Consider the following 12,913-nt stretch of genomic DNA (forward strand, 5'->3'; position numbering starts at 1 on the left):
GGGCCCAGTGCGTCGCGCAGCCGGCCCTGCGACACCTCGCCCTCCAACGCGATCGCCGCCCCGGCCTGCTCCAAGTGCCGCGCGTTGTATGCCTGCTCGTTCCCGGCCGACGACGCCAGCGGCACGAACACCGCGGGCTTGCCGAGCGCGGTCAGCTCCGCGAGTGTCCCCGCCCCGCTCCGTGACACCACGACGTCGGCCAGGGTCAGGACGTCGGGCAGCTCGCTGCTGATGAAGCCCGTCAGGTGGTAGCGGGCCGCCAGCTCAGTGGGGAGCCCAGCCGCCCGCGCCCGCAGACCCGCCTCGTTGGCCGGACCGCACTGGTGCACCACGTTCGCCTGCTGCAGCAGCCACGGCAGCGCCTCGGCGACCAGCTCGTTGATCTGCCGCGCACCCTGCACCCCGCCCGTGACGTACACCGTCGGCAACTGCCGGTTGAAGCCCCACAGCCCCAGAGCCTGCACGGCCCGGTCCGCGTCCCCCGCCAGGACCTCCGGCCGTACCGGGTTGCCCGTCACCACGGCGACCGCCCGCGCCGACTCCGGCAGCAGATCGAGCGTCGACTCCGCCGACACGCAGATCCGCGCCGCGCTCGCTGCCAGCTTCCGGTTGGCCAGCCCCAGCCGCACCGTCTGCTCATGCAGCACGAGCGGGCGGTGGCACATCCGGGCCGCCAGCCCGGCCGGGACCGCGACGTAGCCGCCCGTCGCGAGCACCACGTCCGGTCGGAACTGGTCGATAGCCCTGCGGGCCTGGATCACGCCGAGCGGGACGCGCGCCATATCCATGATGTTCGCCGGCGACGCCATCCGGAGCGGGTTCTTCGAGCGGCGGACCTTGCCCGTCACCACGCTGGTGAACGCGATGCCCTCGGCCGGGGCCACCCGCGCCTCCAGGCCGTCAGCCGTCCCGATCCACATAGTCTCGAGCGCACGGCCCTCCCCGGCGAGCCGGGCCTGCAGCGTGCGTACCGCGGTCAGTGCTGGATACAGAGTGTCGCCGCCGAAACACTCAAAGACTTCGGTTTCGAGCCCGAGCGCGCCGCGCCCACACTGCTACGCCTGCGCAACTGCCCCTTCCATCCCCTGGCAGCCAAGGCCCCAGACCTGGTCTGCGCCGTCAACCAGGCTTTCCTGGCTGGTTACCTGCATGGCCTCGGAAGCGACAAGACCACAGCTGTACTTGCCCCGCGACCGGGTTCATGTTGCGTCGAACTGCGCGGCGAGCCCACAACCGGAGACAGTCCGCAGAGGGAGAGCGGCGTCCGGTCACGCGCGAGGAGGTGGCCGACGACCTCGGCATCTCCCGCAAGCTGGCGGCCTTCCACCTGGACAAGCTGGTGGCGGCCGGCCTGCTCCAGGCCCATTACGGATCATCCACAGGCATCCGGAAGGTCGGCCGCAGAGCGAAGGTGTACGAGCCGGTGGCCGAGGCCATCGCGGTCACCATCCCCGAGCGCCGCCACGGCATGCTCGCCGACGTCCTCGCTGAAGCCGTCATGACCGAAGCCGAGGGCGAATCGGCCCGCGACGCCGCGCTCCGTGTGGCGTATCGGCGCGGGGAAACCCTCGGCGGCGCGGAGCGGGAACGGGTACGCCCCGGACGGCTCGGCGCCGAGCGAGGGCTGAGTCTGGCTGCCGACATGCTCGAGAAGTTCGGGTACGAGCCGGAGCGCGCCACGCCCACCCTGCTGCGGCTGCGTAACTGCCCCTTCCAGCCCCTGGCGGCCAAGGCCCCGGCACTGGTCTGCGCCGTCAACCAGGCTTTCCTGGCCGGATATCTGCACGGCCTCGGAAGCGACAAGACCACAGCGGTACTCGCCCCACGACCCGACGCGTGCTGCGTCGAGCTCCGGGCGAACGGTGTGACCCAGGACGCCTCGGAATCCGGAACCGCCTGCGGGCGGTGAGCCGACCGGGGGATGACCGCGGCCTGGAATCACCCTTCCGCGATGGGGAGCAGGCGCTCAGCATCGATCAGTTGCTCGGCGCATTGGTCCTCTTCGCCGTGATCGGCGGCCTGTCCGAATTCCTCGGCGGCCTCGGTCTGGCCGCGGGGCTGCTCACCCCGCTCGCGGCCGCCGCCCTGATTGGCGTCATGATCAATGCCATGACAACCGTGACGGGTGCCAACGGACTGTGGGAGACCAGCGGTGGCGTGGAGTACAGCGTCTGCATCGCCGTCGTCGCCTTGTCCATCGCCACCATCGGTCCCCGGCGGCTCGCCCTTGACCGGTTCTTCCGTTGGGATGCCGGCGGCTGGACCGAGGGCGCCGTTGCCCTAGGCCTCGGCGGAATCGCCGCCGCCGTTGTCCTGAGTCTCTGAACCTTCGAGAACCGCCGTCACCTGCACCCGATCACCGGAAGCTCGATTCCCGTTCGCAGGTGGCGGCCCTTTCCGTCGGTTCAATCATGTGGTGATGCAGGTGTGCCGACGGTCGTACGGTCGGCCACCGAGGATCTACGCCAGACCACCCACCGAAGCTGATAGGCGCGCCGGGTCCTCGGTTGCCGAGGAGCTCGACCCGGTGAACCATGGCATAGATCCCGTTTGCCACGCTTCGAGCAATGAGGATGGGTTTCTGTCGAGGCTTGCCACGTGCGACCTGTGGAGGACTCATGTACACGACTCGATCCCGGGCCCGTTTCGCCGCCGTCTGCGCCACCACCCTGTGCGTCACGGGTGCTCTGTCGCTCCCGGCCCTCGCTTCGTCGTCGCCCTCGCCATCGACGGTCTCCACGCTGGACAGGCAGTTCCTGTTCGCAGCCCATCAGGGAAACCTGTGGGAGATCACGACCAGTCAGCAAGCTCAGAGCGCGGCGACCACCGCCTGCGTCAAGCGGGTTGGCGCCGACTTCATCCGCGACCACCGCGCCCTTGATGCCGGTGTCGTCAAGACCGCGGCACAACTCAGCGTGGCACTGCCGTCCGGGCAAACGGCCGCGCAACTGAGGCAAACCGCCGCGCTCAAGCGCCTCGCCGGGACACCCGCCTACGATGCCGCGTGGCTCAAGGCCCAGTACCCCGCCCACGTGCAGACCCTCGCGCTCATCGACAAAGAGATCGCCTCGGGCACCAACCCGCTCGTGAAGTCCCTGGCCAAGAGCGCGCGCCCGGTCGTCGCAAGCCACACCCAGATGGTCAACCACGGCATGTGTCACGCGTAGGCACCCGCCGGCTCACGGACGTGATCTCCGCCCACCCAGGGGTCGTGGCGCTTGAGTGTCGTCTGTTCCGGCAGACCGAGTCGTCCCGCCGCCCGGCGTCGCTCCCGGATTTCTGCAGTCGACCGCAGTCGGTAGCCGGGACCGCCGCAACCGCATGAGCGGACGATGCGAGCGTACGGCGCCGGGATACCGTACCCGCGAGACCCACCCTGGTGCATGTGCGAATCGCAGGCTCCCGGATCTGCTAGAAGGTGGACTCGGTGCGGGGTCCGCCGCCGTCCAACTCGTCACGAACCCCCCTGAGACGGTGGAACGCAGCGCCGGTGCCGCCGGCTCCTGCGCGGCGCCAGTCGATGGGCCCTACAGGAGCCGGAGGGGAATAATGGAATTCGACAGAACGTGACCGCCACCTCCCGGCCAGGCATCGTGGCGATCACGCCCTCTGGCGGCGAAGTCGCGCGTGCCGCAACCGGCTCCCCGAGCCCGCCAAGCCGAATCCCTGATCTCCATGGACAGTCCCCGCAAGAACTCCACGCAGCCCGGTACGGCCGGCGCGGGTGGGCTGTCCGCGGCCGAACCCGCGGTGATCGCCAAGGGACTGACCCGCCGCTTCGGTGCCCTGACCGCCGTGGACCACCTCGACCTCGAAGTCCGCAGCCAGGAAGTGTTCGGCCTTCTCGGCGCAAACGGGGCGGGCAAGACCACCACGATCAAGATGCTCATCACGCTCTTGCCGCCCTCGCATGGCACCGCTCGTGTTGCAGGCTTCGACGTAACCGCTCAGGCCGCGGGCGTGCGGCGCTCGATCGGCTACGTCCCGCAGATGCTCTCGACCGACGGCTCACTCACCGCATGGGAGAACCTGAGTGTCTTCTCCCGGCTGTACCACATCCCGCGCCGTCAACGCCGACAGCGGATCGCGCAGGCACTGGCGGCCATGGATCTCGAATCGGCTGCCCACCAGATGGTGCGGGAGTTCTCCGGGGGGATGGTCCGCCGGTTGGAAATCGCCCAGGCGATGCTGCACCGGCCCACCGTGCTGTTCTGCGACGAGCCGACGGCGGGGTTGGACCCGGCGGCCCGGCGCAGGGTGTGGCAGCAGATGCGGGGCCTGATCGCGCAGGAGGGCACTACATTGCTGCTCACCACGCACGACATGGAGGAAGCCGAGGTTCTCTGCGACCGTGTGGCCATGATGCGTCGCGGCTTGCTCGTGGCTCTGGGCACGCCCGATGAGCTCACGGCCTCGATCGGCCCGGACGCCGGCCTGGAAGACGTGTTCGTCGCATACGCCAAGGACCAGGGCGAGGCAGAAGGGCGGTTCCGCGATGTCGCCCGCACCCGGCGCACGGCGTGTCGCCGGGGCTGACCACGAGTCCGTCGGCAAGACTGGGCCCTGGCATTGGGTGCTTACCATCGCGCGCTTCTTGTCCGAGACAGCGGCCATCGCAGACATCGAAGTCCGCAAGCTGCGCCACGACCCGCTGGAACTGCTCGCCCGCGCGGTGCAACCGGTGCTGTGGCTGCTGGTGTTCGGCCAGGTCATGGCCCGCGCCCGGGCCATCCCCACCGGCGGCCTCCCCTATCTCGACTTCCTCACGCCGGGCATCCTCGCCCAGAGCACCCTGTTCGTATCGATCTTCTACGGCATCGCGGTCATCTGGGAGCGTGACCTCGGAATCCTGCACACGTTCCTGGTCAGCCCCGCCTCGCGGGCCGCGCTCGTGTCGGGCAAGGCGCTCTCCGCCGGGGTCCGGGCCCTGGCTCAAGGGGTGATCGTGTACGTGCTCGCCGCGGCCCTGGGTGTCCACCTGCGCACCGGGCTGGCCCCGCTGCTCGGAGTGGTGGTGATCCTCGTCCTGGGGGCGGCGGTGTTCGTCACGTTCTCCCTGGTCATCGCTTGCTGGGTGCGTACCCGGGAGCGATTCATGGGCATAGGTCAGATCCTCACCCTGCCGATGTTCTTCGCGTCCAACGCGATCTACCCGATCTCCCTCATGCCCGGCTGGCTGCGCGCTGTGGCGCACGTCAACCCGCTCAGCTACCAGACCGACGCGCTACGTTCGCTCATGCTGCCCCACGGCCAGTCCGCCTTCGGCCTGGGCACCGACATCGCCGTGCTGGCAGGTGCAGTCGTGCTGCTCGCCGCGGCAGGCGCCCGCCTGTACCCCCGCGTGACCCGCTGACCGGAGCCGCGGCCTGGTTGCCGCCTGCACGGTCGGCGCGATGCCTCCCAACACCTTCGGTGCCCTCCCGACTCGACACACGCCACTCAGATAGCCCTGGCCGACCGAGGTAACAGGCCGCCCGGCTTACCACTCTCGTAACGGAGGCCATGCCGCCGAGGTGCCCACCCAACCGTCTAGCTGACTATTTGCTACCTGCCACCGCGCGGCAGTCCAGCGAGCCGAGGCATGGCCGCCTATTAATGAGTTACCGATCGGAGTTAACCGGTGAAAGAGAGGTTATGTACATGGCCGACGAATCCCCCAAGGACGCCCCGCCTGCGTTCCCCCAAGACACCTTCGCCCTCCTCCCATCAACCCGAACACCCCTACTCCATGACGGCCATGAGACCGGGGAGGGCAACGGCCCGGCGTCACCGGCCCCCGGCAGCGCCGCCGCGACCGCGACCGGGCAGTAGCGATGGCTCCCGGACCCGGCGGCCGCCCGCACCGCACCGCCATCAGCAGGCGCACGGCCGTGCGCGTGCTGCTCCAAGTGATGACCGCGGCCGCACTGGCCGTGGACGCCTACGTGCATGCCAGCCTCGCCTCTCCGTATGACCGGGTCGGGCAGCAGATCAGCCAGGGAACGTTGTTCCGCCTCGAAGCCGCCGTGGCCTCCCTGGCCGCGCTGTTGGTCCTGCTGCTCGGTCGCCGGCGGCCGGTGTGGGTGTTCGCGTTCCTGGTGTCCGTCTCCGCCCTGGGCGCCGTGCTGCTCTATGGGTACGTGAACGTGGGCGCTCTCGGTCCGCTGCCGAACATGTACGAGCCGTTCTGGGGGCCGAAGAGGACCGGCAGTGCGATCGCCGAGGCCGTCGGCGCTGTGACCTCGCTCGTGGGCTTTCTGATCACCGGCCCGCCGCACTCTGCGTCCACTCGGGCCGGTGATCCTCGGGGCGACAAGGCCGACGGCGGGGGCGGCTGATCACGTGCCACGCCTCACCCTCCGCACCGAAGCCTGCAGTGCCTGGGGCTGCTGTGGCTGCTGCTGCCCCTGGCGGTGACCGTCGCCCTGCTCTGGTACGGCGGAGCACCGGCGCAGCTTCTTCGGGGCGCACGGCCACGCCGTGCCCCTGCTCAAGGCCCAGCTGGGCGGGCCCTGTTGGGACTGGCTGTTATCCAGTTGCTTCTCGCGCTGTGGATGTACGGCCGGCTGCCCGGCCTGCGCGCCGCGCCGCACCCGGTGGGCACCGAGCACCGCCTGATCGGTATGTTCGCTTTCCTGTTCTCCGTCCCGATCGCCCAGCAGTGCATCATCGCCTACGACGTCGGTCTGACCGGGCTCCGCGAGGCCGGTGGCGCTCCCGCTCGCCGGTGGCGCGCTCCACGATGATCGCCCTGGCCTGGTACTCGGCGTCGTTCTGGTACTTGAACGGCTACCGGGCGCCCTGTAGGCCGACGACGCCGGATCGGTGCCGTCGTCGGCCACTATCGGCAGTGGTCGCAGCTCGCCAACCCGCCGCCTCTCCGAAGTGCGAGGTGACCGGTTCACGCGGAAGCCTTTCCGTTCCTTCGGGGCGTTGGTGCTGCCGGTCTTGAGGTGCCCGGCGCCGCCACACCTCGCGGCCGGGGCGGCGACCGCCGGCACCGGGGCGACGTTGGCCGGCTGCGGGCCCGGCCCGCCGCGCCTTGTATTCACGCGTGCGGCAGATGCCCTAAAATGCGCTATATATGCTATGTGCGAAAAAATTGAACGTATGGCACATGGTGTTGAAGGCAAGCGAGAGGAGTGCCTCGTGATCGCCAAGCTGCTCGCCAAATTGTCCTTCACCCGCAACTACGGTGCGTACGGCGCCCACGATTGGGGCACGCACACCGGCGACGACAGGGTGTGACCACACGGCCGGCGGGCGCCCTCGGGCTCCCGCCGGCTCCTGACTGCGCTGCCGACGATATCGGCCTGACTGGTACGAGAAGTCAGGGGCGATCCCATGGGCCGAGTGAATGAGCCGCCGCGGTTGCCCGGAGGCAGCTTCGCGGCCTGGAGCCACGACCGGCTGGCACTAGCGCGCCGTGGCGCTGACGAGTGCGGGGACGTCTGGCAGCTGGAGTCGGGTGTCTACGTAGCCGCTACGGCCGGGGTGTGTGAAGCGGTCCTGCACCGTGCGCAGGACTTCCCCAAGCCGTCCTCGCCCCTCTTCCCGCCGTTGAAGCGGGCCGGCGGAGCACCGATGCCCGAGGAACGGGCGCACGCTCGCGCCGCCCGCATGCGCGGACTGCGCCCGCAGGCGGTTGCGGCCCGGATCGGTGAGATCGCGCCCGGGACCGCTCGATTTGCCGACCAGTGGCCCACGGGCCGGGACGTCGAGATTCTGCCCCTGGTCCGGCCCGTCCTGGCAGAGATCGGCGTGCGCTACCTCTTCTCCGAAGACGCTCCCGCCCTGCTGCCCTTCGCCTGGCAGCTCTTCGTGGCCCGGGAGGTGCTCGTACGCCCCTCGCACTGGGTGTGGCCGCGCTGGGTCCCCACACCGGCACGGCGGTTCCGCACACGGCGGCAAGTCGCCTTCACCAACGCTTTGCGGCCTATTGTCCGCCGGCGCCGTTCATCGGGCCGGCTCGGTGACGACGTGCTGGGACAGATGCTCCGGCCCTCCTCCCGCTACGGCCCGCTGTCGGAAGAAGTCATCCTCGACACCCTCCCCGGAATCACCGTCGCCACCTTCGAGACACCCTCCCGGGCAGCCGGATGGATCCTGCTCCACCTGGCCCGATACGCCCAGGCCGCGGACCGGGTCGCGGCCGAAGCCGCCCTGCTGCCCGACGACCCGGCCACGACGACCAGCACCCACCTCGACAACCTGCAATACACCCAGGCGCTGGTACGCGAAGTGCTCCGACTGCACCCCCCGAGCTGGCTGCTCACCCGGCGCGCCCCGCGACAGACTCAGCTCGCCGACTACACCATCGACGCCGGATCCACCGTTCTCGTCTGCCCCTACACCGCCCACCGCGACGCACGGGAACACCCCGAACCGGACCGGTTCCGGCCCGAACGCTGGCTCGACGATTCAGACTCGCCGGCGAAACCCGGGGTCTTCCTCGGCTTCGGTACCGGGCCCCACGGCTGCGAGGGAGCCGCTCTGGCCATGGCCATGCTCACGCTCATGACCGCGCAGACCGCCCGCCGCTACCACTTGAGCGAGCCGCCCGGCGCGGAACCCGGCTACCGGGTCACCACCTTCGAAGGTCTCGCAACCGCCGGCCTGCACCTGCGTGCCACCTTGCGCGACTGAGGGCAGCCCTACTTTCGGTGGCAGGCCGCCTCCACCCGCGAACAACGAACGCCGATCAAGTCCGAGTGCCGTTCCACGCGCTCGGATCACCGGCTCATGGTTCGCTCATCGTGTGTCGCCGGTCGAACTCGTTGACAAGCATGCCCATCATGACGAGGTCGTGGTGCCGGCCGGCGAAGAAAACGTGTTCCCGCAAGCGCCCCTCCTCGGTGAAGCCGAGCCCACGAAAAAGTGCCAGCGATGCCTCGTTGTGGGCCAAAACCGCCGCCAGGCATTTGTGATAGCGCCGCTCGGCAAACATGAAGCGCAGCAGCAGCACCACGGCTTCCGTCGCGTAGCCCTTGCGCCGGTGGCCGGCGCTGATGGTGATATCGAACTCGAACCAGCCTGAGCGACGGCCGGTGCGATGTGAGCCGACTGTACCGACCAGCTCTCCTGTGGCCGTCGCTTCGACCGCCAACCGGAAGCGGTCGTCATCGCACTCGGCAACGGCCTGCTCCTTCGCCCAGGCACGGTAGCTCTCGGCGGACCGCGGCAGATCCAGCGGGCCCCGTCGCGGCCCGTCATCGTCGGCGAAACGCGCGAACGCCGTCCAGTCGTCGGGCTCGACAGCGCGCAGGCGTACCCGATTACCGGTCCAGGACGATGCCATGCCCTATTTGATCACGCTGCTGTGCGCGCGAGGCCGACAGGCACGCCGAGGCAGGCGTTGCCCGCCGTGCTCCGTCTCACCGCTGATCATCAGCCTCGTAGCAGCGGGGTCGTGCAGCGGGCGCAAGTCCGACTGCGGCAGAGAGGGTCGTGCCGGTGCTGCCGCGCTACTTCTCTTCGGGCTGAGTTGAGGTAGAGCCGTCATGGGGCGGGAGGTTGGGGCAGCTCATGGCGGTACTCGGCGTCTCGCTGCCGTGCCGCGTACGCCGGTTCTCCACCAAGGTACGCCGCTGTCCGGCGTCGTTGATGTCAACGTCGGATGTCAGGCGTTCGTCTCCCGGGCAACCGGACTCGCCGGTATCGGGGCCGTTGTTACGCTGGTCTTTACCAGGGATACGTCGCTAGTCAGGCGTCGATCGCCTGAGCCGCGATGATCAATTCTTTCTATGGGGACCCGACGAGCGCGCTGCACCCCCTCGCACTTCGCAGGGGTGGCCAGCGGCCGGATCCTCCCTTGCGCGCCGGAGTGGCGCAGGCTTGAGGGCTGCAGTTCCCACTCCCTGTGGAGGTCGGGGTGAAAGTTGTCGTTGATCTTTCCCGATGTGCAGGGTACGCGCAGTGCGCGTTCCTGGCTCCGGAGGCGTTCCGGATGCACGGTGAGGAAGCGCTCATGTACGCCCCGAACCCCGACGACGCCCAGCGCGACCAGGTGCTACGCGCCGCGGCGGCCTGCCCGGTCCAGGCGATCCTGCTCGACGAGCCGGAGGCGCGGCACGCACCGGCGGAGGGGCCGCCGTCATGACCAGTGCCGACAACCTGCGTGCGCTCAAGCGCGATGGCCGCATCGTGATCGTCGGGGCTTCACTGGCGGGGCTGCGGGCCGCGGAGGCTCTGCGAGACGAGGGTTTCACCGGATCGTTGACCATGATCGGTGACGAGTTGGGCGAGCCCTACGACCGGCCTCCCCTGTCCAAGCAAGTACTGACCGGGTCGGTGCCGGCCAGGGCCACCACTTTGCCCCGGCGTCGTGACATCGATGCGGAGTGGCTGCTGGGCGTGCCCGCCACCGGGCTGAACCTCGCGACGAACCACGTGCGGCTGGCCGACGGACGCGAGGTTCCCTTCGACCGGGTGCTGATCTCCACCGGGGTACGGGCCCGGCCGTGGTTCGTCGAGTCCGAGGCGGCCCTGGACGGGGTGTTCGTCGTACGTACCCGCGAGCATGCCGAGAGCCTGCAGCGGGCCCTCGCCGCCGGGCCCTCCCGTGTGCTGGTCATCGGTGCGGGATTCACCGGCTCCGAGATCGCCTCCGTCTGCCGCGAGCGGGACATCCCGGTGACCGTCGCCGAACTCGCGCCGGCCCCCCTGGTCGGGGCGCTCGGCGCCATGATCGGCGAGGTTGCGGCCGAGATGCAGCGCGCTCACGGTGTCGACCTGCGGTGCGGTGTCAAGGTCGCCCGGCTGGAGGGCGACGCGCAGGGACGGTTTCGCCGTGCTCACTTCGACGACGGCAGTACGGTCGACGCCGATGTGGCGGTGGTGGCACTCGGGAGCATCCGCAACACCGAGTGGCTGCGGGAGTCGGGACTGGCGGCGGGTGTATGGGGAATCACCTGTGACGCGGGCTGCCGCGCCCTCGACATCAACGGCCACGTCACCGACGACGTCTTCGCCGCGGGAGACGTGGCACGTTGCCCGAACCTCATCTACGAATACCGGCTCATCTCACTGGAGCACTGGGCCAACGCCGTGGAACAGGCAGAGGTCGCGGCACACAACATGGTCAGCGCCCAGGCGGACCGCCGGCCCCACCTGTCCATCCCGCTGTTCTGGTCGATCCAGTTCGGCGTCAACATCAAGTCCGTCGGCGTGCCAACCTTCGCCGACGAGGTGGTCGTCACCCAGGGATCGCTGGACGACCACCGCTTCGTCACCGCATACGGCTATCGGGGCCGCGTCACGGCTGCCGTGAGCTTCAACAACGCCAAGTGGCTGAACCACTACCGACGCTTGATCGAGACGGCCGCACCTTTCCCGCCCCCCTGCCCCACGCCGGACCAGCCGGCCGACATGAAACCGGTGCCCGTCGACCTCCCCGCCCCCACCCTGCTCGCTCAGGGCGCCACCGCGGTCGTCACCGGCCCTGACCCGAGTGAGCGCCGCGTCACGGCCGTGCACCAGCATCGGCCGGAGGAAGGCCAGACGACCACGACCGGAACGCCCGGCACACTGCAACGGATCTTCGACTACTCCGCCCGGGCCGACCCCTACCCGCTCTATGCCGAGTTGCGTAAGACGCCGGTGGCCCGGCAGGAGAACGGCAGCTACGTCATCAGCACCTATCGCGAGATCACAGACATACTGAATGACCCGCATCTGAGCTCCAACCTGCGCAATCTGTCGCATCCGATACCCCCAGCCGAGGAAGGGGCCACCTCGTCGTTCATCCACATGGACCCGCCCGAGCACGATCGCCTGCGGCGTATGGCGATGCGTCACTTCGGCCCCCCGCACACCCCTGGGCTGGTGACCGGACTTGAAGGCTTCCTGACCGCCAGCGTCGGCAGCCTGATCGACGATTTGGCGGGCAAAGACCAGATCGACATCGTCGACGATTTCGCCTTCCCGCTCCCCGTAACCGTGACCTGTCACCTGCTCGGCGTGCCACGCGAGGACGAGCCGAGGTTCCACCTCTGGGTGAACGACATCATGAACTCGATCGACTACAACCCCGAGACCGACCCGAAGGAGAAACTGGACAAGGGCGTACAGGCCCGCAAGGACTTGCGCCAGTGCCTCGGCGAGCTGGTGGAACAGCGCCACCGCCGGCCGGGAGACGGCCTGCTGTCACGGCTGGCCAACGACGACGGACCCGACGGGCGGATGGCCGACGCCGAAATCGTCGCCACCGCCAGACTGCTCCTCATCGCCGGCCATGAGACCGTCGTCAACCTCATCACCAACGGCATGCTGACGCTGCTGCGCCACCCGCAGGTGCTGCAGCGACTGCGCGACGAACCGGACCTCGTCGTGCCGCTGGTCGAGGAACTGCTGCGCTACGAGCCTCCCGTGCACATCATTCCCTGGCGGGTGGCGTACAGCGACGTCACCGTCGCCGACACCGTCATCCCCCAGGGCTCGCAGATCATGCTCATGCTGGCCTCAGGCAGCCGCGATCCGAAGCGCTTCCACGATCCCGACCGCTTCGACCCGGATCGGCATGACAACCAGCACCTGGGGTTCGGCAGCGGCATCCACCTGTGTTTCGGCGGCCCGCTGGCCCGGCGGGAAACCCAGATCGCGCTGACCGAGTTGGTACGCCGGCTCGACCGCCCCAGGCTGGTCGCCGACCCGCCGCCGTACCGGCCCAGCCCCGTTCTTCGGGGCCCGATCCACCTGGACATCGAGCAGGGTGACGGATGACGCGGCAGCCGCGGGCACTTGCAAGGTCGCGCCGCGGACGGCCCGGCCGGCCCTGCATTCGACAGCAACCCGCTACCCTCCTCAGCTGCCAGCCCGTCCACCGTCTGACCGCCACGGCCCTCCAGCCAGAGCGGGAGCGGCATCGCATCGCGGACCACTGCCCACTCCGCATCCGTCATATCCGACGGATAGCTCGGCCCCCTGTCCGGATGGT

General features: G+C 69.2%; 12 protein-coding genes and 2 pseudogenes. 12 read left to right on the forward strand and 2 right to left on the reverse strand.

The genetic code is table 11. The annotated features are described in order from the left end of the window. Positions 1-980: UDP-N-acetylglucosamine--N-acetylmuramyl-(pentapeptide) pyrophosphoryl-undecaprenol N-acetylglucosamine transferase (locus tag BZY54_RS09055; protein ID WP_086724330.1), on the reverse strand; the 980-nt coding region annotated here is incomplete at its 3' end. A 302-nt stretch (positions 981-1,282) separates the two neighbouring features. Here BZY54_RS09055 and BZY54_RS09060 point away from each other — a divergent pair. The 9 genes and pseudogenes from BZY54_RS09060 (at position 1,283) to BZY54_RS09095 (ending at position 8,625) form a co-directional block, all read left to right on the forward strand. Further along, the gene (locus BZY54_RS09060) at positions 1,283-1,909 is read left to right on the forward strand and encodes a helix-turn-helix transcriptional regulator (RefSeq protein WP_208640600.1); all 627 of its coding nucleotides are present in this window, start codon (positions 1,283-1,285) and stop codon (positions 1,907-1,909) included. Between the two features lie 89 nt (positions 1,910-1,998). Further along, a pseudogene (locus BZY54_RS09065) lies at positions 1,999-2,325 on the forward strand (DoxX family membrane protein); the annotation flags it as partial. Positions 2,326-2,618: 293 nt separating this feature from the next. Continuing rightward, positions 2,619-3,167, forward strand: a complete 549-nt coding sequence (locus BZY54_RS09070; RefSeq protein WP_158103831.1) for a DUF4142 domain-containing protein — start codon at positions 2,619-2,621, stop codon at positions 3,165-3,167. A 583-nt stretch (positions 3,168-3,750) separates the two neighbouring features. Then, a complete protein-coding gene (locus BZY54_RS09075) occupies positions 3,751-4,536 on the forward strand; it encodes an ABC transporter ATP-binding protein (RefSeq protein WP_244217053.1) in 786 nt (261 codons plus the stop codon). Next, positions 4,496-5,353: an ABC transporter permease gene (locus BZY54_RS09080; RefSeq protein WP_086724322.1), complete on the forward strand. Its 858-nt coding sequence runs from the start codon at positions 4,496-4,498 to the stop codon at positions 5,351-5,353. Before BZY54_RS09075 ends, BZY54_RS09080 begins: the two co-directional genes overlap by 41 nt. Before the next feature lie 460 nt (positions 5,354-5,813). After that, the gene (locus BZY54_RS09085; RefSeq protein WP_208640601.1) at positions 5,814-6,317 is read left to right on the forward strand and encodes a hypothetical protein; all 504 of its coding nucleotides are present in this window, start codon (positions 5,814-5,816) and stop codon (positions 6,315-6,317) included. Positions 6,318-6,392: 75 nt separating this feature from the next. Next, positions 6,393-6,725, forward strand: a complete 333-nt coding sequence (locus BZY54_RS09090) for a DUF6529 family protein (protein WP_244217055.1) — start codon at positions 6,393-6,395, stop codon at positions 6,723-6,725. Between the two features lie 364 nt (positions 6,726-7,089). Then, complete coding sequence (locus BZY54_RS51580) at positions 7,090-7,227, forward strand: hypothetical protein (RefSeq protein ID WP_167413965.1); 138 nt, start codon at positions 7,090-7,092, stop codon at positions 7,225-7,227. A gap of 96 nt (positions 7,228-7,323) precedes the next feature. Next, positions 7,324-8,625, forward strand: coding sequence for a cytochrome P450 (locus tag BZY54_RS09095; RefSeq protein ID WP_244217056.1), 1,302 nt, complete (start codon positions 7,324-7,326; stop codon positions 8,623-8,625). A 94-nt stretch (positions 8,626-8,719) separates the two neighbouring features. On the opposite strand, the gene BZY54_RS09100 is transcribed toward BZY54_RS09095, so the two are convergent. After that, positions 8,720-9,277, reverse strand: coding sequence for a GNAT family N-acetyltransferase (locus tag BZY54_RS09100; RefSeq protein WP_086724328.1), 558 nt, complete (start codon positions 9,275-9,277; stop codon positions 8,720-8,722). 573 nt (positions 9,278-9,850) lie between these two features. Between BZY54_RS09100 and BZY54_RS09105 the strand changes: the two genes are divergently transcribed. The 3 genes and pseudogenes from BZY54_RS09105 to BZY54_RS52975 all read left to right on the forward strand — a co-directional run bounded on the left by BZY54_RS09105 (position 9,851) and on the right by BZY54_RS52975 (position 12,699). Continuing rightward, a complete protein-coding gene (locus BZY54_RS09105; RefSeq protein WP_086724334.1) occupies positions 9,851-10,078 on the forward strand; it encodes a ferredoxin in 228 nt (75 codons plus the stop codon). Next, positions 10,075-11,445: pseudogene (locus BZY54_RS52145) on the forward strand (NAD(P)/FAD-dependent oxidoreductase); the annotation flags it as partial. The gene BZY54_RS09105 and the pseudogene BZY54_RS52145, both read left to right, overlap by 4 nt. A gap of 132 nt (positions 11,446-11,577) precedes the next feature. Further along, the gene (locus BZY54_RS52975) at positions 11,578-12,699 is read left to right on the forward strand and encodes a cytochrome P450 (protein WP_341868675.1); all 1,122 of its coding nucleotides are present in this window, start codon (positions 11,578-11,580) and stop codon (positions 12,697-12,699) included. Positions 12,700-12,913 lie beyond the last annotated feature (214 nt).

The sequence above is a fragment of the Streptomyces carpinensis genome (genome assembly GCF_002154505.1).
Lineage (GTDB): Bacteria > Actinomycetota > Actinomycetes > Streptomycetales > Streptomycetaceae > Streptomyces > Streptomyces carpinensis.

Bases quoted from the DNA above. Each gene is read 5' to 3' on its own strand.
- BZY54_RS09070 (WP_158103831.1), top strand. From the start codon at position 2,619: ATGTACACGACTCGATCCCGGGCCCGTTTCGCCGCCGTCTGCGCCACC.
- BZY54_RS09080 (WP_086724322.1), top strand. From the start codon at position 4,496: ATGTCGCCCGCACCCGGCGCACGGCGTGTCGCCGGGGCTGACCACGAG.
- BZY54_RS09085 (WP_208640601.1), top strand. From the start codon at position 5,814: ATGGCTCCCGGACCCGGCGGCCGCCCGCACCGCACCGCCATCAGCAGG.
- BZY54_RS51580 (WP_167413965.1), top strand. From the start codon at position 7,090: ATGGCACATGGTGTTGAAGGCAAGCGAGAGGAGTGCCTCGTGATCGCC.
- BZY54_RS09095 (WP_244217056.1), top strand. From the start codon at position 7,324: ATGGGCCGAGTGAATGAGCCGCCGCGGTTGCCCGGAGGCAGCTTCGCG.
- BZY54_RS09100 (WP_086724328.1), bottom strand. From the start codon at position 9,277: ATGGCATCGTCCTGGACCGGTAATCGGGTACGCCTGCGCGCTGTCGAG.